The organism is Novosphingobium sp. 11B (assembly GCF_054589055.1).
In genome coordinates this window covers 24256-45247 of the sequence record NZ_BAAILP010000191.1, presented here as the reverse complement: position 1 = coordinate 45247, position 20992 = coordinate 24256, and the positions used below count along the sequence as shown (strand labels likewise).

General features: G+C 64.9%; 14 protein-coding genes. 6 read left to right on the top strand and 8 right to left on the bottom strand.

The window, feature by feature from the left end; translation table 11 throughout:
* Positions 1 to 540: 540 nt before the first annotated feature.
* Positions 541 to 2937, top strand: a complete 2397-nt coding sequence (locus ACYPYD_RS17225; RefSeq protein ID WP_231958320.1) for a zinc-dependent metalloprotease — start codon at positions 541 to 543, stop codon at positions 2935 to 2937.
* Positions 2938 to 2986: 49 nt separating this feature from the next.
* Entirely contained in the window at positions 2987 to 3556 is a 570-nt protein-coding gene (locus ACYPYD_RS17220) for an Lrp/AsnC family transcriptional regulator (protein WP_008831466.1), read from the top strand.
* A gap of 135 nt (positions 3557 to 3691) precedes the next feature.
* On the opposite strand, the gene fghA is transcribed toward ACYPYD_RS17220, so the two are convergent.
* The 3 genes from fghA to ACYPYD_RS17205 are packed head-to-tail and all read right to left on the bottom strand — an operon-like array spanning position 3692 to position 6043.
* Positions 3692 to 4531 carry an S-formylglutathione hydrolase gene (fghA, locus tag ACYPYD_RS17215; protein WP_036527101.1) on the bottom strand — a complete coding sequence of 280 codons (840 nt, stop codon included), beginning with the start codon at positions 4529 to 4531 and terminating at the stop codon, positions 3692 to 3694.
* Positions 4532 to 4535: 4 nt separating this feature from the next.
* Entirely contained in the window at positions 4536 to 4916 is a 381-nt protein-coding gene (locus tag ACYPYD_RS17210; protein ID WP_036527099.1) for a VOC family protein, read from the bottom strand.
* A gap of 14 nt (positions 4917 to 4930) precedes the next feature.
* Positions 4931 to 6043: an S-(hydroxymethyl)glutathione dehydrogenase/class III alcohol dehydrogenase gene (locus ACYPYD_RS17205; RefSeq protein WP_036527096.1), complete on the bottom strand. Its 1113-nt coding sequence runs from the start codon at positions 6041 to 6043 to the stop codon at positions 4931 to 4933.
* Positions 6044 to 6139: 96 nt separating this feature from the next.
* Here ACYPYD_RS17205 and ACYPYD_RS17200 point away from each other — a divergent pair, with 96 nt between their 5' ends.
* Positions 6140 to 7027, top strand: coding sequence for a LysR family transcriptional regulator (locus tag ACYPYD_RS17200; RefSeq protein WP_236727383.1), 888 nt, complete (start codon positions 6140 to 6142; stop codon positions 7025 to 7027).
* Between the two features lie 115 nt (positions 7028 to 7142).
* Here ACYPYD_RS17200 and ACYPYD_RS17195 read toward each other — a convergent pair whose 3' ends face one another.
* Positions 7143 to 9512 (bottom strand): TonB-dependent receptor, encoded by a 2370-nt coding sequence (locus ACYPYD_RS17195; protein WP_036527094.1) that lies wholly within the window; start codon positions 9510 to 9512, stop codon positions 7143 to 7145.
* Between the two features lie 656 nt (positions 9513 to 10168).
* Between ACYPYD_RS17195 and ACYPYD_RS17190 the strand changes: the two genes are divergently transcribed.
* Entirely contained in the window at positions 10169 to 10711 is a 543-nt protein-coding gene (locus ACYPYD_RS17190) for a hypothetical protein (RefSeq protein WP_036527188.1), read from the top strand.
* A 12-nt stretch (positions 10712 to 10723) separates the two neighbouring features.
* Here ACYPYD_RS17190 and ACYPYD_RS17185 read toward each other — a convergent pair whose 3' ends face one another.
* The 3 genes from ACYPYD_RS17185 to ACYPYD_RS17175 are packed head-to-tail and all read right to left on the bottom strand — an operon-like array spanning position 10724 to position 16572.
* Positions 10724 to 12166 carry an efflux transporter outer membrane subunit gene (locus ACYPYD_RS17185; RefSeq protein WP_459664413.1) on the bottom strand — a complete coding sequence of 481 codons (1443 nt, stop codon included), beginning with the start codon at positions 12164 to 12166 and terminating at the stop codon, positions 10724 to 10726.
* 4 nt (positions 12167 to 12170) lie between these two features.
* On the bottom strand, positions 12171 to 13376 hold the full coding sequence (locus ACYPYD_RS17180; protein ID WP_008831474.1) for an efflux RND transporter periplasmic adaptor subunit: 1206 nt from the start codon (positions 13374 to 13376) through the stop codon (positions 12171 to 12173).
* Positions 13369 to 16572 (bottom strand): efflux RND transporter permease subunit, encoded by a 3204-nt coding sequence (locus ACYPYD_RS17175; protein WP_036527186.1) that lies wholly within the window; start codon positions 16570 to 16572, stop codon positions 13369 to 13371. The genes ACYPYD_RS17180 and ACYPYD_RS17175 overlap by 8 nt, the downstream gene beginning before the upstream one ends.
* Positions 16573 to 16878: 306 nt before the next feature.
* Between ACYPYD_RS17175 and ACYPYD_RS17170 the strand changes: the two genes are divergently transcribed.
* On the top strand, positions 16879 to 17769 hold the full coding sequence (locus tag ACYPYD_RS17170; RefSeq protein WP_008831476.1) for a LysR family transcriptional regulator: 891 nt from the start codon (positions 16879 to 16881) through the stop codon (positions 17767 to 17769).
* Between the two features lie 42 nt (positions 17770 to 17811).
* Here ACYPYD_RS17170 and ACYPYD_RS17165 read toward each other — a convergent pair whose 3' ends face one another.
* Complete coding sequence (locus tag ACYPYD_RS17165; protein WP_036527087.1) at positions 17812 to 19128, bottom strand: replication protein RepA; 1317 nt, start codon at positions 19126 to 19128, stop codon at positions 17812 to 17814.
* A gap of 562 nt (positions 19129 to 19690) precedes the next feature.
* On the opposite strand from ACYPYD_RS17165, the gene ACYPYD_RS17160 reads away from it, so the two are divergent.
* Entirely contained in the window at positions 19691 to 20899 is a 1209-nt protein-coding gene (locus ACYPYD_RS17160; protein ID WP_008831478.1) for an AAA family ATPase, read from the top strand.
* Positions 20900 to 20992: the final 93 nt, after the last annotated feature.

The following is a 20992-nucleotide window of genomic DNA, read 5'->3' as shown; positions in this document are numbered from 1 at the left end:
CGTTCCCGCCTACCCTTGCGGGAACCCCATCATCCGGCAGTGTCCGTCTTGGATTTCGGTTTGCCCCCGATCCGGATCGCTGCCTGATGCCGTCGATACTATCCGGAAGGGGGCGAATGATCCCAATAAAGTTGCGGCTATTTTGCCGATCGCTTGATGGATTTCAGCGTTAATATCGTGATCTACGCAAGATTGGTGCGGGTGCTCGGGAACCCGCGCATTTTCCCGAACCCGATCGCGCCGTGATTCGCGAAATGCAGCGCAGCATCGCCGATGCGGTAGGCGACTTGTGCAGGCGACCGAGCACTCGCGCATGATTTTCGCGGCTTTTTCATCCTCTGCGCAGGATTCCATCAACGACGCGCCATTCCACCCCGATAAGTTCGGGGAAGCTGCGCGAGGTTTGCGCTAGGCTTTGCTGCAACGGCGAGATGAGGGGTTCACGCGCTCGCCACCAGCTCCACAGGGGGAATACTCACGATGTCATTCGTCGCCCGCATGAAGCCCGTCCTCGCCGCGAGTTGCGCGTTTGCAGCTTGCATGACCGCTGTTCCGGCATGGGCCGCGCCCGCCCCAGTCTCCTCCTCGCCCGATGGTTCGCTGCTGCCGGTGCAGGTTGATGCCGCCAAGGGCAAGGTGCTGTTCACCCTGCCCGCCCCCGCCGCCGACGGCACCTCGGGCCGCTACCTGTTCACGCAGGCGATCAAGACCGGCCTCGGCTCCGCCGCGATCCGCATCGACCGGGGCATGCAGGGCGATACCAAGGTGCTCGCCTTCCGCCGCATGGGCGGCAAGGTGGCGGTCTTGTTCGAGAACCCGCGCTTCCGCGCCAGCGGCGATGCGGGCGTGCAGATGGGCGCAAAGGCCAGCTTCCCGTTCAGCACCGTTGCCATGCTCGACGTGGTGAGCGAAGCTGGAGGCGGCGTCACCGTCGACCTCACCCCGCTGCTGATGACCGACGCGATGGACCTGGCAGGCGCGATCGGCGAAAGCGCCAAGGGCTACAAGCTGTCGGAAAAGCTCAGCGCGCTCGATCCCGCCTCGGTGAAGGTCTTCCCGAAGAACGTCGAACTCGAAACGGTCCAGACCTTCACCGCCGACAGTGCGGGCCGCGAACTCGATACGCTCGCCCCCGATGGCCGCGCGGTCAGCGTCACCGTCCATTCCTCGCTGATCGCGCTGCCCGAACCCGGCTTCGTGCCGCGCAAGTTCGACATCCGGTCGGGCAGCCACGCCACGCAAGCCTATGACTTCGGCACGCCGCTGGGCACGCCGATGCTGGTCGAATATTCCAACCGCTTCCGGCTGGAGAAGACCGACCCGTCCGCCGCGCGCTCTCCGGTCAAGAAGCCGATCGTCTTCTACATCGACAGCGCCGCGCCCGATCCGATCCGCACCGCGCTGGCCGACGGCGTGCGCTGGTGGGCCGACGCCTTCGACGCGGCGGGCTTCGTCGATGCCTTCAAGGTGGAGATCCTGCCCCCCGGCGTCGATCCGCAGGACGTGCGCTACAACGTGGTCAACTGGACCGACCGCCAGAACCGCAGCTGGTCCTACGGCGGCGGCGTGATCGACCCGCGCACCGGAGAGATCGTCAAGGGCGTGGTCGTGCTTGGCGCCCTGCGCGTACGGCAGGACATCACCATCTTCGAGGGTCTCGTCGGCACCGCACAGAACAACACCGGCGGCCCCAACGACCCGGTCCGCGCCGCGCTCGCCCGCATCAGTCAGCTCGGCGCGCACGAGGTCGGCCATGCGATCGGCTTCGTCCACAACTTCAAGGCCAGCCTGCAGGACCGCGCCTCGGTGATGGACTACCCCGCACCCAAGGTCGCCATCGCCGGTGGCAAGCTGGACCTCGGCGACGCTTACGCCGCAGGCATCGGTAAGTGGGACAAGTTCACCGTCGATTGGCTCTACGGCCAGCCCGCCCCCGGCGTGAACGGCGACGTGGAAGCCGCCGCCAAGGCCGATGCGATCCACAAGGCAGGCCTGATCTTCGGCACCGACGTCGATGGCCGCGCGCCCGACCTCGCGGTGCCCGGCGTCAACATGTGGACCGAGGGCGACGACACCCCAGCCGACCTTGCCCACACGATGGAGGTCCGCCGCATCGCGCTGGCGAACTTCGGCCCCGGCGTGCTTCTGTCGGGCGAGCCGCTGTCCAACCTGCGGCGCAAGTTCGTGCCGATCTGGCTGTTCCACCGCTATTCGATCGACGCCACCGGCAAGCTGGTGGGCGGGGTGAACTATGAATACGCCGTCGTCGGCGACGGGCGCAGCGCGCCCTCTCCGGTCCCCGCCGCGCAGCAACTGGAGGCGATCGACGCGCTTGTCGGCACGCTTTCGCCCAGCGTCCTGACGGTGCCCGCATCACTCGCGATGATGCTGTCGAGCGGCAGCAGCGCCCGCCCCGACGCCGAGGCTATGCCCGAAGTCATGCGCGGCGCGGGCGCGGCGGTGTTCGATCCGCTCGTCGCCGCACAAGTCGCCGCGCAAGTCACGCTCGACAGCCTGCTCGCACCGGCGCGCCTGACGCGCCTGCACATCCAGCACGGCTACGACGCAGGCCAGCCCGGCGTTGGCACGCTGCTGGGTAAGCTCTCCCCGGTCGTGGCCGCGCACGGCGATGCGGTGTCGCGCCGGATTTCGCAGGCGACCTTGCTGGCGATCGCCGCGGCGCGGGCCGATGCCGATACCCCCGCCGACGTCGCTGCCCTGCTCGACGGCTACCTCAAGGAAACCGCCAGCGGCTTCGCGAAGGCGAAGGGCAGTTCCGAGGATGCGCTGTGGCAGATTTCGATGGCCGCGCTGCTGCGCGACCCTGGACGCCTCGCACTGGAGATCGGCAAGCAGAGCCGCCCCCGCCCGCCGATCCCCGCCGGGATGCCGATCGGTGGCGATACCGGATGGTTCGACAACATTCTGTCGGAATAACGCACCCTCCCACGCCCTTTTGTTTGAAATCCAAAGGACATTCGGCACTATGGTTTCGAAGTTGAAAAAAGGGGCGCTCAACAAGATGGATATGCAGTCCGGTAAACTGCACTGGCTGGATGCTGCGCGCGGCAAGCCCGCGCAGCATGAACTCGATGATACCGACCTCAAGCTGATGCGTGCCCTCGTTTCCGACGGGCGCGCATCGGACGTGTGGCTGGGCGAGAAGGTCCATCTGTCGAGCACGGCGGTCGCCCGTCGCCGCAAGATCCTGGAGGAAGCGGGCTACATCACCCATTACTCCGCGAACCTCAACGTCCGGTCGCTGGGCTACGGGACGCTGGTTATGGTCTCGATCGAACTTGTCGCGCAAACGGAATCGGTGCTGCAGGACTTCGAGAACGCCGTGCTGCAGAGCCCGTCGATGCAGTTCTGCGCCTTCGTCACGGGCGACACCGACTTCCTCATGATCCTCAACGTGCAGTCGCTGGAGGACTACGACATGATCTACCGCAAGGAACTGTCGGTGCTCCCGCACGTGCGGCGCATCCGCAGCAGCTTCGTCCTGCGCGAAGTGGCCAGCCGCCAGATCGCCCCGGTCATTCTAGCAGGGCGTTGATGGCCCTGCGCGTCGCCATGCCGCGGTAAGGCATCAGAGGGAAACACCCTCCGTCATTGTGAGCGAAGCGAAGCAATCCAGTGCAGTGCCTTGCCGCGGCAGGTTGCTTCGCTCGTAATGACGAAAGAGATAAAGTCAGGCGCGAAGGCGCTCCGCGTGCCAGGCGACGTGCTCGGGCATGAACGTGGAGATGAAGTAGTACGAGTGGTCGTACCCCTCCTGCATGCGGATCGTCGCAGGCTGCCCCGCCTTCTCGCATGCCGCGACGAGCAGCGGCGTGCGCAGTTGTTCGTTGAGGAAGCCGTCCGCCGTCCCCTGATCGACCAGCAGCGCGGGAACGCGCGCGCCATCCTCGATCAGCGCGCAGGCGTCATAGGCACGCCAGCCGACACGGTCATCGCCGAGATAGCCCGTCAGCGCCTTGTCGCCCCAGGGGCAGTTCAGCGGCGAGACGATCGGCGAGAAGGCGCTGACCGAGCGGAAACGATCCGGGTTGCGCAGCGCGATCGTCAGCGCACCATGGCCGCCCATCGAGTGGCCGGTGATCCCCTGACGCGCAGTGTCCACCGCGAAATGCTGCGCGACGAGCGCGGGTAATTCGGCCTCGATGTAGGAGCGCATGCGGAAATGCTGCGCCCAGGGATCACGCGTCGCATCGACGTAGAAGCCGGCGCCCTTGCCGAAGTCGTAGCTCTCATCGTCGGGCACGTCGTCGCCGCGCGGACTGGTATCCGGCGCGACGAAGATCACGCCATGCTGCGCGCATGCTGCACGAAACTCACCCTTCTCGGTGACGTTCGCATGCGTGCACGTGAGCCCGGAGAGATACCATAGTACCGGCAGCTTCGTGCCCGGCTCATGGTCCGGCACGAAGACGGAGAACGTCATCGGCGTTCCGGTCTCGGCGCTGTCGTGGCGATAGACGCCCTGCGTGCCGCCGTGGCCGCGGTTGGTGGAAATCGTCTCCAGGCTCATCGCATCAGGCCTTCGGTGCCTGCCAGATGCAGAGCTTGTTGCCGGTCGGATCGCGCAAGTACGCGCCGTAGGCACCAGGGAACATCTCGCGCGGACCGGGCGCACCTTCACAGGTGCCGCCTGCAGCGAGACCTGCAGCATGGGCGGCATCGACCGCCTCGGGGCCGGGTGCGGCAAAGCCGATCGTGCCGCCGTTGGCGAAGCTCGGCGCATTGCCGTCGCGCGGGGTCACCGCCGCGAAGAAGCCGCCGGACGTCGCGTATCCGACGCCGTGCCCTTCGCCGATCAAGTTGCCCTCGCCATGACCGAGCGCGCCGAGAACGGCATCGTAGAAGGTCTTGGCGGCCGGAACGTCATTGGCGCCGACCATGATATGCGTGAACATCGAAATTTCCCTCTTCAGAAGACCACGACCGAGCGAATGGATTCGCCCGCGTGCATCAAGTCAAAGCCCTTGTTGATTTCTTCAAGGCCCATGACGTGGGTTATCATCGGGTCGATCTCGATCTTGCCGGTCATGTACATGTCGACGATCTTGGGCACGTCGGTACGGCCCTTGGCGCCGCCGAACGCGGTGCCGCGCCAATTGCGGCCGGTGACCAACTGGAATGGGCGCGTCGCGATCTCCTTGCCCGCCTCGGCCACGCCGATGATGATCGAGGTGCCCCAGCCGCGATGGCAGGCTTCGAGCGCGGTGCGCATCACTTCGGTGTTGCCGGTGGCGTCGAAGGTGTAGTCGGCGCCGCCGTCGGTCATCAGCACGATCTTGGCGACGATGTCCTCACGGCTCATGCCCTTGGTGTTGAGGAAGTCGGTCATGCCGAAGCGGCGGCCCCATTCCTCGCGATCGGGATTGATGTCGACGCCGATGATCCTGTTCGCCCCGGCAAGCCGCGCGCCCTGGATCACGTTGAGGCCGATGCCGCCGAGGCCGAAGATAACGACGTTGTCGCCCACCTGCACCTTGGCGGTGTTGATCACCGCGCCCACGCCGGTGGTGACGCCGCAGCCGATGTAGCACGACGACTGGAACGGCGCGTCCTCACGTATCCTGGCGACCGCGATCTCGGGCAGAACGGTGAAGTTCGAGAAGGTCGAGCAGCCCATGTAGTGAAAGATCTGCTGGCCCTTGTAGCTGAACCGGCTGGTGCCGTCGGGCATCAGGCCCTTGCCCTGCGTGGCGCGGATCGCGGTGCACAGGTTGGTCTTGCCCGAGAGGCACGACTTACACTGGCGGCATTCTGGCGTGTAGAGCGGGATCACGTGGTCGTCCTGCTTCACGCTGGTGACGCCCGGTCCCACCGCGCGCACGATCCCGGCGCCTTCATGGCCGAGGATCGAGGGGAAGATGCCCTCGCTGTCGAAGCCGTCGAGCGTGTAGGCGTCGGTGTGGCAGATGCCGGTCGCCATGATCTCGACTAGGACTTCGCCTTCCTTCGGCCCTTCCAGGTCCACTTCGACGATTTCGAGCGGCTTCTTCGCCTCGAAGGCAACGGCGGCGCGGGTCTTCATGCGGGGTGTCTCCTTTTCGCCGCGGGTTCTAGCGCCTTGCCGGATTGTCGTTAATGGGGTTCTTGGGAAAAGCATTATAACCGAGTGGAAAAAATCGTGATTGGAGCATGGGACGGCATCGAGGAATTCGTGACGGTGGCGCGGACCGGCAGCTTCACCGCCGCCGCACGCAGCTTCGGCGCTTCGGTCACGCACATGAGCCGCGCCGTTTCCCGGCTGGAGGCGAAGCTGGGCAGCCAGTTGTTCCATCGCACCACTCGCTCGCTGGGGCTGACCGAAGCGGGCCGCATCTTCTACGAGACCGGCAGCCGCCTGATCTCCGAGCGCGAGGACGCCATCGCCGCCGTCACCGCGCAGGGTAGCCCGCGCGGCAACTTGCGCATCACCTGCTCGTACACATTGGGAGAACGGTTCATCGGCCCGGTTTTGCGCGAGTATGCGCGTGAGCATCCCAGGCTCGCAATCGCCTGCGACCTCGACAACGACGTCGTCGATCTGATCCGCGACGGCTACGACATCGCCATCCGCACGGGGCATCTGGAGGACTCGCGCCTCGTCGCGACGCGGGTGGCTTCGCGGGCGATGGTCACCGTCGCCGCCCCCGCCTATCTCGCCGCGAAGGGGCGCCCACAACGCATCGCCGAGTTGAAGGAGCACGACTGTCTCGTCGGCTCGGCCGCGCTCTGGCACTTCCAGCGCGGCGAAACCTTTCGTCCGGAAGGGCGCTGGCGCTGCAACAACGGAACGATGGTGCTGGAAGCGGCGCTGGAAGGCATGGGGGTATGCCAGTTGCCCGCGTTCTACACGGCCTCGGCGATCGCGGAGGGCCGGCTGGAGGAAGTGCTGGCCGGAGAATGCCCGAACGACGAGCCGATCTGGGCCGTCTATCCGCGCCTCAAGCACCTGTCGCCCAAGGTCAGCCTGTTCGTGGCGCTGCTGCGCCGCCGATTGCCCGCTCTACTGGCAGGGGAAACGGCGAATTAGCGAAAGTCCGCCTCACTTCGTCATTGCGAGCGGAGCGAAGCAATCCAGAGCAACGTAAAGCTGCCCTGGATTGCTTCTCCGCTTCGCGGCTCGCAATGACGAAGTCCTTGGCGTCTCAGCGGCTGCCGAAGGCGTAGCGGACGTTGATACCGAACTCGCGCGGGGCGGTGGTGGTCACGCCGTTGTAAGTGCTGGTGAACGTGGTCGCCGCGCCACCCGCCAGAATGTTGCGATAGGACGTAAACAGCGGGTCGGTCCGGGTCAGCGTCTTGGTGGTGTCCAGCAGGTTCTTGGCGAAGAGCGAGACTTCCCACGCCCCCTTGGCGTCGCGGATGCCGGTAAAGATATTGACCAGACCGTAAGAGCCGAGGTTGTCGTAGATGTTCACCGGGTCGACGCGCGAACTGCCGAAGAAGTTGAACAGGCCGCGCACGTACGCATTGACGTGATCGCTCACCGCGAAGCTGTATTCGCTGGTCAGCGTTGCGCTGAACGGCGCCTGGAAGCCGGAGCGCTGGTTGACCTGGCAAGCCGAAATGTTGTCACTGCCAACCGCAGCCTGCAGAACCGGCAGCGAAGGCGCGGACGTGATCACATCCGGCACGCCGTCCCCGTTGAGGTCGTTACATGGAACCGTACCGCTCTTGATCTTGCCGATCGAGTAGCTGGCGACGAGACCCAGGTTCCAGCCGTCCATCACGTCGATCGAGACGTCGCCCTCGATGCCGTTGACCTCGACCGGGACGGCGCCGACGAAGTTGAACTGGGTCACCACCGGGTTGGCCGGATTGGTGTAGTCCACGAAGTAGACCCCGCGTCCGCCGGTGCGGTACGGATAGTTCTTGAACTTCTGGTGGTAGGCCGTCGCGTTCAGGCGCATGCGGCCGCCCAGAAGCGTGCTCTTGAAGCCCAGCTCATAGGACTTGGAGCTTTCCGGCGGCAGGTTGACGAAGCTCTCCTCCAGTTCCGACATGCGCTGGCTGAAATCGCCAACCACGTTGATACCGGGCCGCCAGGAGCTTCCCGTGCTCGCATAGACCATGAAGTCTGGCGAGAAATTGTGCTTCACCGAAGCCGAGTAGATCCACTTCTTCGCGTCCTGACCGGTCGTGGCGGTCGAGGCGCCATTGATGAACAAGCCGTTCTGCGAAGTGTAGGAGATGTGGCGCACGCCGCCGGAAACTTCGGTCCCCTCGCCCAGATGCGCGGTCAGGTTGCCGAAGAACGACTGCTCGTGGCTGGTATTGGTACGCTGGATCGCGGTGTTGACGATGCCGAAGATGGCACCGGTCGTCGCGCTCGTCGGATAGCCCAGGATGGTCGGACGGTTGAGGGTCGTCGGGTTGTCGTTCTTGTAGTCGAAGAAGCCGACGACGTAATCGAAGATGTCGGCGATGCGCGCGTCGTTCTGCAGGCGCACTTCATGCGAGGTCGCCTTGGGCGACGAATACGTATCCTGAACGGTGCCGGCGGAAAAGAAGTTGGCCTCGTCCGAATTTTCGATGCCGGTGATCTTCTGGGTATAGTGCTGGCCCTGATAGATCAGCACTTGCCCGAAGCCCGATGCCTCCGCGCGCCAGTTGTAGATGTCGTAGATCTGGTGGATCGGACGCGGCGATTCCATGATCGAGCGGCGGTCCGAACTGTCGATATAGACCGGGCTCGCAGCTGCGTCGGGGTTCACTTCGCTGAAGGACGCGACCTGGTCGTAGAGACGGGCCTTGCGGTCCATCTTCTGGTACATGCCCTCGAACTTGAGCCAGTCGGTGGGCTGCACGATAGCGGAAATGCGGCCGCTCTTGGTGCGCTGGAAGGGATCGCGCGCGGAAGTGATCGGGCGGACGCGGTCGGCCTCGTTCTCGTCCCAGACACCGGCGACGCGGATCGCGGCGATGCCTTCGATAATGGGCAGGTTGAAGCCACCCTTGAAGTTGAGCGTGCCGATATCGTTGGCAGTCATATCGGTGAAGCCGCCCACCGAGTAGAGGTCGGGCTTCTTGGCGCCGATGGTGATCGAGCCCGAAGGCGCGGCGCGGCCGCGCAGCGTGCCCTGCGGCCCGCGCTGCACTTCGATCTGCCCGATGTCGTACATCTGTTGCAGGATCACGCCCGCCGTGATCGGCGCGTCGTTGAAGTAGAATTCGACCGTCGGGTTGGTGCCGCTGGCCGAGACGTCGAAGTTGACGCCGCGCAGGCGGCCGCCGCCGCCGACGCCGTTCGCCTCGGTGGTGAGCTGGAGGCCGGGGACGAGGGTGGAGACTTCCTTGAAGTCACGGATGTTGAGCTTGGCCACGTCGTCCGCCGTAACCGTGTCGATGACTGCCGGAACATCCTGCACCGCCTCGTCGCGGCGGCGAGCCTGGACGATGATGACGTTGCCGGCGACCGCTTCGTCAGCGGAAGTATCCGCATTTTGCGCAAGGGCGGGGGTCGAGAGACCGGCCAGGCTGGCGGAACACAAAAGTACAGACGAAAGCAGCCTCATCACATCATCCCCATCATTGGTCTTACCGTTCCGGCCGTTCCCCCACGCGGCCTGCGAGCCGCGCGGTTCGGGAAATGACCGGCGATCACCCCGTTCTTGTGGCGGGGCCATTGTTCCCCAGGTCTCCTCGAAGCGGAAACCTGTCCGGCCAATTGCAAGACTTTCGTCCCGTGATCGGCTTGCGGACCATACGAGGGGGGCGGCCTGGAATGAAGCAGTGGTAGCCAACATCTTCCCGGCGATGATGCTCCTGTTGCCATTCGCCGTGGCGATTTGTCGAAGCGCGCGCCATCAGACATGAGGTAAGTGCCGGAAATGACACTTTTACTCAGGAATCAGCCGAAGTTCGCGGCACATGCACTTGGCTGAGGCGCCCAAGACCGAGCGCAATATTGCATTCGGTCTTACCAATTCTATCAAATGTCGCAAAATGACGGCGCTGCGCGGATTGGCTTGAGAGGTCCGCAGTGATGGTCGAATCAGCGGCTCATGGGAAACCTTCACCCGTGACACTTTACCGGCGGCAAAGTGTCATTGCTGACAAAGCGAAGCGCGGCCCGGAAAGGGGATTCTCACGATTCCGTTTATGTGCTCTATTTTGCCTCGCTATGTTCTTTCACACGCCCCTCTCCCCGCATCGCGGGCAGGCCAGCGACATGGCGGACCTGCTGGACCGCGTGGCACAGACAAGTTCGCGGCCGCGCTATGCCTTCATGGTGCTGAGCCTTATCGCGGAAATCGCGCGGCCCGATGGCAGCGCCGGGCCGTTCATCCTGCGCGAGGGCCGCACTACCCTGCTGCGCGACTGGCTTTGCGACGCCCTCGCTCCGATGGGTGCGCGCGATCCTAAGCGACTGATGCTGGCTGAAAAAGTGCGCCTTGATCTGCTCTCATCCGGCAGAGCCCCGGCTGAACCGGCCGCAGCGCAAGCGGTGATCGCCGCCGAAGTGCACGAGCGTATCCGCAAATCGGGCAAGACCAATTTGAGCCGCGCGGTATCGGAACTGGTGCAGGCCGGACTGGTCCGGCGCCATTACCAGGGCTTCCGCGTCGATCACCAGAACCGCGGAGCCGGGCGGCATGCGGTCTATACGCTGGTCGGCGGAGCCCGGTGCCTGATGGGGCGATCGGCCGCCATGCACCAGCCCGCCCCGCCGGGCCGAAGCGAAACGCGTCAGGGCGAACTCCGGCTCAACTGACCTAATATTGGCTCAATCGCCCGACATGGCGCCGCCAAACTCCGTCAAGCCGCCGCCAAGCGCCTTCACGAAGGCTACACTCGCCTGCATCCGCTGCGTCTGAACTGAGATGTAGGCGCGCTGAGCATCGAGAGCGTCGGTCTGTGCCGTCACCACGTCGAGGTAACCGGCCGCACCGTCGCGGTAGCGGGACATGGCAATGTCCCGCGTGCGCTGCGCGGCGTCGGCCGCCTCCTTCTGCGCGACGGCGGCGGAGGAAAGGTGATGCATCGCCGCGATCGCATCCTCGACCTGGCGGAAGGCGGTCAGCACCGTTTCGCGGTAGTCCGCTGCCGTCTCCTCGTAGTCCGCGCGCGAGATCTTGACCTGCGCCGAGCGGCGGCCGCCGTCGAAGATCGTCAGCAGGCTGGTGAGCGGACCGAGCGACCAGAACGTGTTCGGCGTCGTCAGCAACTGGCCATTGGTGGTTTCCCATCCCCCCGCCGCGCCCAGCGTCAGTGAGGGGAAGAACGCCGCCTTGGCCACGCCGATGCGGGCATTGGCGGCGAAGACCCGCCGCTCCGCAGCTGCGATGTCCGGGCGGCGCTGCAGCAGATCGGACGGCGTCGCCGCCGGAGGCGCGGGCGGCGTGAAATCGCCGACCGCCACCGGCAGATCGAAGCCGGACGCCACTTCGCCGACGAGCGCGGCGATCTCGTGCTCGGTGGCGGCGCGCTGGTTGGCGATCGTCGCCACTTGCGCGCGCGCATTGCCGAGGACGGTGCGGGCGCGATTGACGTCGATCCCGGAGGCGACGCCGCCGGTGTGCCGCTTGTCGGTCAGGTCATAAGCCCGGGCGAAAGCCTCGACCGAACGGTCGAGCACTTGCGCCTGCGCATCGAGCCCGCGCAGCCGGAAATAGGCGTCCGCAACCGCAGCCTGCAGACTGAGGCGCGCGGAAGCGAGATCGGCGGCGCTCGCATCCGATTCCGCCGTGGCCGCCTTCACCTGGTTGCGAATGCGGCCCCACAGGTCCAGCTCGTAATCGATCGACCCGCCCACGGTATAGTCATTATACTTGCGGGAGCTTCCGGTGCTGAGCGGCCGGTTCGCCGACAGCCGCTCGCGCGAAGCCTGCCCGCTCACGCCCGCTTGCGGGAACAGATCGGACTGCTCCACCCGCGCCGCAGCGCGCGCGGCGTCGTACCGCGCAAGGGCTGCCGCAAGGGTCGGACTGGCCTTGGCCGCGCGTGCCTCGAGATCGGCCAGCGTGGGATCGGCGTAAACGTCCCACCAAGGCCCCCTGCCCTCTGCATCGCGCGGAGTCGCGGCGGCCCAGCCGGGCATTTCCTTGAACTGCGCGGGCGCCGCGGTCTGCGGCGGTTGGTAGTCCGGTGCCATCGAGCAGGCGCCCAGCGCGAGAGCGACCGACAGGCCCAGCGTCCGGGCGAGCATGCCCCTGCCCCTGTCAACCATGGGGTCAGCCATTGCCGCCGGCCTCCTTGGCGCCCTTCCCGTCCGGCGCGGCGACGCGGACGCGGTCACCGGTGCGGATGGAGTCCGGCGGGGAATCGATAACCTTGTCGCCGGGCTTCAGGCCTACCGAGACCAGCACGGTCTTGCCCTCGTCCCGGGCGATGGTGACGCGGCGCAGCGTGACCGTCCCGTCCTTGCCGACGATCGCGACGCTCGGGCCGTCCTCCGCCGCCATGATCGCGCTGCCGGGAAGGCGCAAACCACCGCCAACTCCGTCGATGGCGAAGCGCACATGGGCGAAGGCACCGGGCTTGAGCGCGCCGTCGGAATTGTCCGCCTGCAGTTCGACCAGCATGGCGCCCGACTGGGCATCGACCGAATTGGCCGAGCGGGTCAGCGACGCCTCGAAATCGCGGCCTGCGAATTCGGGCAGATCGAGGCTGGCCTTCATCCCCGCATGGATCTGCGAAGAGTAGACCTGCGGCACACGCACGTAGATGCGCATGCGGTGTACGTCGGAGACGGTGAAGAGCGGCTGCGAGGCAGCATTGCCCGACACCACCAGCGCGCCGATCTGGGCCGAGCGACTGGTGACGACACCGCTGAACGGCGCGGAAAGCTGGGTGAAACCGCGCTTGGCATTGAGTTCGCGCACGCTGGCCAGCGCGGCATTCGCCAGCGCGGTCTTGGCCGCGAGGTCGCCCGCCTTCTCGTCCGCTTCCTGCTGTGAGACGGCATCCTGCGCCAGCATCGACTGCCAGCGCTTCGATGTCGTCGCGGCAAGGCGCTGGTTGGCGAGCGCCGTCTGGTAGTCCGCCTTGGCCTGTGCCAGCTGCTGGTCGATCTCGGGCGCGTCAAGGATGGCGAGCGTTTGCCCGGCATTCACGTGATCGCCGATGTCGGCCAGCCAGCGGCGGACGTAGCCGTTGGTCCGCGCGTTGATCGCGGCGCTGTTGTAGGCCTGGATCGTGCCCGGCAGGACGAGCCCGTCGCCGCCCTCGGCCGTGGCGGGCGAAACGACGGTGACGGTCGGAACCGCAGCGTCTGCGGCCACCGCCTCGAGGTCGTTGGTGGCGCTGATCCGGCTCGCGACGCCGAAGGCGACGACGGCCAGCGCGACGACGGCGGCGCCGATGCCGACCTTCTTCAGCGTTCCGCTGGACGGGCCGGGGACGGAAGCGGTGTTTTCAGTGATCTCGGGTTCAAGCATGGCTGGGCTGCATTTCCATCGAACGGGTCTGCTCGTCGCCATGGGTGCGGCGGCGGTGGACGAAGCTGAACACGGTAGGGACGAAGAATAGGGTTGCGATCGTAGCGCAGATCAGGCCGCCGATCACCGCGCGGCCGAGCGGGGCGTTCTGCTCACCGCCCTCGCCCAGCCCGAGCGCCATCGGCGCCATGCCGATGATCATCGCAAGCGCGGTCATCAGCACCGGGCGGAAGCGCACGAGGCCCGCCTCGATCGCCGCCTTGGTGGCATCGCCCAGTTCGGCGAGTTTTTCGCGCGCGAAGCTGACGACGAGGATCGAGTTCGCGGTCGCCACGCCCATGCACATGATCGCGCCGGTAAGGGCAGGCACCGAAAGCGTGGTCCCGGTGGCGAAGAGCATCCATACGATCCCGGCAAGCGCGGCGGGCAGCGCGGTGATGATCACGAAGGGATCGACCCAGCTCTGGAAGTTCACGACGATCAGCAGGTAGATCAGGAAGATCGCCCCCAGCAAGCCGAAGCCGAGGCCGGAGAAAGCGGTGTTCATGGTCTGGTACTGGCCGCGGATCGTGACGCTGGAACCCTTGGGCTGTTCCTTCTCGAGCGAATCTATGGCCGACTGTACGGCGGCCGCGACATTGCCGAGATCACGGCCCTGCGTGGTCGCATAGATGTCGATCACGGGCTGGATGTTATAGTGCGAGACCACCGAGGTCGTGCTCGACCGGGTAAGCGAGGCCAGCGCGCCGAGCGGCTGCGTGGGCGTTCCGGCAGTGCCCGAGACCGGGATGTCCGACAGCGCGTTCATCGAACCGACCTGATACTCCGGCGCCTGCGCCACGACCGGATAGGACACGCCGTTTTCCGGATTCACGAAGAACAGAGGGGCGGTCTGCGCCGTGCCGGCCAGCGAACTGGCAAGGCTGGTCGTCACGTCCCTTTCGCTCAGTCCGTACTGACCGATGCGTGCCCGATCGACCTCCACGTCAAGCTGCGGCGAGCGCGCGGGCTGCTGTAGCCGCATGTCGGCGATCCCGGGAATGCGCGAAAGTCTGGTCATCAGCTTGTGCGCGTAGATACGCGCGGCGTCCTGGTCCTTGCCCGCGATCTGGATGTCGATCGGCGAAGGCGAACCGAAGTTGAGGATCTGGCTGGTTATGTCGGCGGGCAGGAAGGCGAACGTGGCGCCGGGGAAGCGGCGCGGCATTTCCACACGCAGACGATCGACGAATTGCTCGGTCGGCTGGTGGCCTTCCTTGAGAGTGACCAGAACGTCGCCATCCTGCGGACCGATCGTTCCGCTGTTCGAATAGATGGTGTTGAGCGGGCTGACCGGCAGGCCGATGTTGTCGGTGACGGTGCCAAGCTGTTCTGCCGGAATGATCCGGCGGATCTCGCTGGTAATCGCCTCGAACCGCGAGGCCGAAGTCTCGATGCGGGTGCCTGCGGGCAACCGCACGTGCATGGCGATCTGCCCGGAATCGACCGCCGGGAAGAAGTTGCTGCCCAGGAATGGCATCAGTCCGAACGAGACGAGCACGATCGCAAGGAAGCCGATCATGAAGCCCTTGCTCGATCCCAACGCCCGGCGCAGCAGGCTGATGTAGACCGCCCTCACCTTTTCGAACCGCGCCTCGAAGCCGCGCTGGAAGCGGACGAACACGTTGCGCGAGCCTGGCTCTCCGGCGTTGTGATGGTTCTCGCCGTGCGGGGCATGCGGCTTGAGCAGGTACATCGCCATGGTCGGCACCAGCGTGCGCGACAGGATGAACGAGGCGATCATCGCGAAGACCACCGACAGCGCCATCGGCACGAAAAGATAGCCCGCGACGCCCGGCAGGAAGAACATCGGCACGAAGACGATGCAGATGCACAGCAGCGAGACGAACGCCGGCGTCACGATCTGCGCCGCGCCGTCGAGGATGGATTCCACGACGCCCTTGCCCTGCTCGAGGTGCCAGTTGATGTTCTCGATCGTCACCGTCGCGTCATCGACGAGGATGCCGACCGCGAGCGCAAGGCCGCCCAGCGTCATCACGTTGAGCGTCTGCCCGAAGATCGCCAGCGCCATGACGGCGGCCAGCACCGCCAGCGGGATCGACAGTGCGATGATCACCGTCGAGCGCCAGGAGCCGAGGAACAGGAGGATCATCAGCGAGGTCAGCGCGGCGGCGATCGCACCTTCGTGGATGACGCCACTGACCGCCGCCTTCACGAACAGCGACTGGTCGCCCACGATCAGGACCTTGAGCGTGTCGGGCAGCGTCTGCTGGATGGAAGGCATGGCCTCCTTCACCCCGTTAACGATGGCCAGCGTCGAGGCTGCGCCGTTCTTGAGCACGGTCAGCAGCGCCGAGCGGCTGCCATCGACATGCACGATGTTCTGCTGCTGCGCGCTGCCATCGCGCACGTAGGCGACGTCACGCATATAGATGGTGGCGCCGTTGACGACCTTGACCGGGATGTCGTTGAGCGCGTCGATCGTGCTCGGCGAGTTGTTGAGGCGCACGCTGTACTGGGTCGCACCGATCTTCACGAAACCAGCCGGGTTGATCTGGTTCTGTGCGGCAATGGCGTTGCCGACGTCCTGCGCTGAAAGCCCGCGCGCCTGCAGCGCTTGCGGATCGAGGTCGATCTGGACCTGACGCTGCTTGCCGCCGGACGGGAACGGCATGGCAAGGCCGGGCACGGTGACGAGGCGCGGACGAATCTGGTTCTGGCCCAGATCGAAAAGCTGCTGCTCGGTCAGCCCCTTGCCCGATAGCGCAAGCTGCAGGATCGGCACGGTGGAAGCGGAATAGTTGAGGATCAGCGGCGGCGTCGCACCCGGCGGAAGCTGCTTGAGGATCGTCTGCGAGATCGAGGTGACCTGCGCCGTCGCGGTGCGGATATCGACGCCCGGCTGGAAGTAGATCTTGACGATGCCGATGCCCTGGTAGGACTGGCTCTCGACGTGTTCGATGTCGTTGACGGTGGTGGTCAGCACGCGTTCGTAAGGGGTGATCATGCGATCGCCGACGTCCTGCGGCGGCAGACCCGCATATTGCCAGGCGACCGCGATCACCGGAACCTTGATCTCGGGAAAGATGTCGACCGGCGTTCTGAACGCCGCGAGTATACCGCCGACGGCAATCAGGATGGCCATGACGATGAACGTCAGCGGGCGGTTCAGGGCGACTTTGACGATACCGATCATCGACTTCTCCATGCGCCGCGAAGACACGGTCGATCCGCGCCTCGCGACCCCTTCAACGCCATCCTCGTCGTAGACCGGCCGCACCGCCCTGCCCCGCCGCGCCCGAGGCGCAAGACGAAAGCCCGGCCGGCGATGCCGGGTCAGGAAACGGATCGGTCACCCGCCTTGTTGTTCGGGAGCGGTGTTGGCCGGCCGCATCGTGAGAGGAACCCCTCACGGGATCGCCGATGCGCGCTTGGATCTTTTCTGTCCAATATATATGGACGCATGATCAATATCCAAAACCTATCAATCGGAGCATGACCCTTGGAGCTCAGGCACCTGCGCTACTTCATCTGCGTGGCCGAGGAACTGCACTTCGGCGCCGCAGCCCGGCGCCTGGGAATCTCCCAGCCTCCCCTTAGCCAGCAGGTCCGCGCGCTGGAGGACGAACTGGGCGTGCGCCTGTTCGAACGCACCAGCAGGAGCGTCAAGCTGACCCGGGCCGGCTTGCATTTCCTGCCGCACGCGCGCGAGACGCTGGCGCAGGCCGACCGCGCCGCCCGCATTGCCCGGCTGGCGGATTCCGGAGAGGTCGGCCGTCTCAGCCTCGGCTTCTCGCCTTCGGTGCCGTTCACCCCTTATGTGGTGGACGCACTCGCCCGGTTCCGGGCGAAGTTTCCGGAAGTGAGCGTCGAACTGCACGAACTCCCGCGCGAGGACCAGATCAGCGGCGTCGAGCGCGGAACGCTGGACATCGGTATCCTGCGCGCCTTCTCACCGCTGACGCTGCTGCCGCAGATGCAGATGCTTCCGCTCCAGTGCGAGGGAATGATGCTGGCGATGCGCCGCGATCACCCGTTCACCCGGTACGATCGCCCGCTTACGCTGGCCGACATCGAAGGCGAACAGTTGATCCTCTTCAGTTCGATGAACGGCGCCGGCTTCAACGAGATGCTCGGCCTCCATTGCGAGGAACTCGGTTTCCGTCCGACCGTGTCGCTGGAGGCCGACAGCTTCGGTACACTCGTGGGGCTTACCGCCGCAGGGCTCGGGATCACGATCCTGTCGCGTTCGCTTGCCCGCTTCAATGTCGATACGCTGACCTTCCGGTCGATCGAGATGCCGTTCTCCAGCCAGCTCTTGATGCTGCATTTGCGCGATGCCTCTCCGACGACGCGCAACTTCCGCAGCCTGATCGAACTGTCAGGCGAGTGACATGGCGTGCCCGCAGCCGTCAAACGGCTCGGACATCATCGGTCATTCGGCCTCGGTAGCGCTACGCCGTCTGGCATAGCTGACGACGAAGGCGTCCCACACCCGCAACCACTCGGTTTCGCTGCGCTTGCGCGAAATCCCGGGGAAGCCGGCGCGGAATGCGTCGGCCATCTGGTCCACCGCCCAGGGATGGCCCTTGTCCAGGCCGATCTTGCGAAACGCGGCTTCCCGCGCGCCGAAGCTCATGCTGCCGTTCGGGAAGTCGAGCAGGGGTTCGTCGGACGCGGCATTTCCGGAATCCGGCCGAAGCTTGCCGCTGCCCTTCGCCGGGACCGATGATCTCGGTGCCTCTTTTGCCGCGGGAGCGCCCAGCAGCCGCAGATGCGGTCCGACCAGCTTGCGCTCCAGCGGCGCCGGCGAGGGATAAAGCACGACCTTTCGCCCGGACATGTCGATATTGGCGTTCGGGTAGACTGCCGAGACGAGTTGCATGGTCTCGCGCACGGTCTGGCGGAAACGCTTGCTGTCCGCGTCGTTGCCGAGGTGGCGCGCCAGCTGGTCCCAGGAGATTGTCTGCCCCTTGTCCACGCCGATACGCGGCAGCCGATAGGCCAGATACGTATAGAGGTCGAGCGCCGTGGGCGTGCCCTTGAGTTCGCGGATGGCGACTTCGTTGAGCGGCACCGCATGCTCGATCAGGTGCGAATAGAACCCTTCCGACATGCGGATTTCGCGCGCGAAGGCCCCGTTCTTCTCGAGCGATCCGGCATATTCGTTGGAAATCTTGACGTCGCGCACCGCGAACGCATTATCGCCCGCCTCTGTGCCGTCCCAGCGGATCTGCCATTCGCAGGCGAGCAGGCGATCGACCTGCTCGCGCATGCGGTTCGCCGTGCCGCGCGGTCCATAGGACACGGTCTGGTAGCCGAGCCTGCGCATCCATTCGGTGAAGTTGCGCCCGAGATAGACGTCCCGCGACCGCTTCGAGACGGCCTGCGACAGCAGATAGATGAGCGCGACGCGCGGATAGGCGCCATACGGCACGCCGAGACTGCGCAGCACCGGCTTGCCGTCCACCGTCTGCAGTACGGGACGCGGATTGATGGCCAGCGCATACTTGCCATCCTCGCGCAGGATGGGCTGGGTCTCGTCCTTGGGCCGCTTGGTCGGCAGCGACATGGCGCATAGCGCCGAATGGAGGAACGCCGGAACCGGTTCCTCGTCGTGGACGCGCAGAAACGCATCCATCGTCAATTGCGATCCGGCAGCCTGGGCAAGTGAACGCACCCGCGCCTCGCCGCCATCGAGCATGGCGAGCGCGTACTGGTGTCCGATCGGCTTGCTGCTATCTCCGTTCATGTCGCCCTGCTCTGCCCCGACTCAGGGACCTGTAATGTCCCGCTTAGACAACAGGTTTCGGCCTGATTGGCAAGGAGGTTGGCAGTTTCGGCAGGAATTGGCGGTTGAAACCTACAAGCTCACCGATGATCTCGGTGCCTTTTTCGCGCCACTGCCAAATTTCCCTGTTTTTCAATCAAGCCGATTCGCGAATCGGATATTGATTAGGGATTCTTGTAATAGGTATGCGCTCCGAGATCATCGGTCCCAACCGCTCCGAGATCATCGTTCAAACGCACCGTCATCATCGCTGGGCACCGTCATCATCGGTCTTTGGGGAAAACCTCGCCCCTGCGTTCGCAAACGATCGGGATGCGCTGCCCCTGAAGGGCGATTTTGCGTCTGCAGGTCGCCAACGGCACCGAGATCATCGGTCGCGCGAATCGAGGCAATAGCCGCCTTCGTTCTTTTCGGGGCAAAAAGCACGGAGATCATCGGTGGTTTTGTAACACTGGTGGACGGTCGTTGCTCGAAACTTCCAACCCGGGTAGGGTCGGGCTTCAAACTCACAAGACGGGTATCTATGGCGACGACCCCTGCTCCTTCTGACATCAGCGGCGACGAACTGCTGGAAGATAGCCTTGGCCTGCTTCACCGCAAGGCTCTCACCATCCTCAAGCGTATTCGCGACGGCGCGCTCGATCCGGAGACCGGCCACAAGGTCGGTCCCTCCTACCCGATCTCCAAGGCCGCGTCCCTGGTCGGGCGGACGGCCTCGGCGATCCGCGAGGCCGAGCGCGACGGCCGCCTGCCCGAGCGAGACCGCACCGCGTCCGGGCACCGGGTACAATATACGCTGGAGGAACTCGATCACATGCGCGCCGTCTTCGGCACGCGGCCGTGGCGCGCGCCGGGCGATACTCCGGCGATCCTTTCGGTGTCGAACTTCAAGGGAGGCGTCGGCAAGTCCACGCTCGCCCTGCACATGGCGCAGCACTTCGCGATCCGCGGCTACCGTGTCCTGTTCATCGACTGCGACAGCCAGGCCAGTTCGACGATGATGTTTGGCTATCGCCCCGACGTTGATCTCGGAGAGGACGACACGCTCTATGGGCACTTCCATAATCCCGAACTGCTCGGCGTGCGTTCGATCATCCGCAAGACGCATTTCTTCGGGCTCGATCTGATCCCCGCCAATCTCAAGCTCTATAACCTTGAGTACGAGATCGCCGGCTACCTAGCCCAGAACCAGAGCTTCGATATCATCGACATCATTGCCCAGGCGATCGATGAGGTCGTGGACGACTACGACATCGTGGTCATGGATCCGCCGCCGGCACTGGGCATGGTGTCGATGGCCGTGCTTCAGGCTGCCAACGCCATGGTCATCCCCGCGCCGCCCAGCGTGATCGATTTCGCATCGACCGTGTCTTTCATCGACATGGCCCGTACCACCATGAAGCAGCTGGAGCAGCTGGGGGGCAGGGTGAGGCCTGCCTACAATTTCATCCGCCTCGTCGCCAGCCGTGTGGACGACAGCAAGTCCATGCACCGCGAGATCCTGGCGATGATGCGGCAGGTGTTCGGCGGCTCGATGATCGGCTCGGTGCTCAAGGTCAGCGCCGAGATCGACAATGCCAGTTCGCGCATGAAGACGGTCTTCGAACTCGACCGCCCGGTCACCTCGCATGAGGTCCATAATCGGTGCGTACGCTTCCTCAACGACGTCTGCCATGACATTGAACAGGACGTTTTGCGCACCTGGGAAAGCCGCGCCGGGAAGGTCGATTGATCTGTTGCCACGTGGCAACGAACGACAAAACACTATAAATTCAAAGTGATGTAAAATTCGATCCGGTCATTGCCTGCAATTGGATCGAAGGCG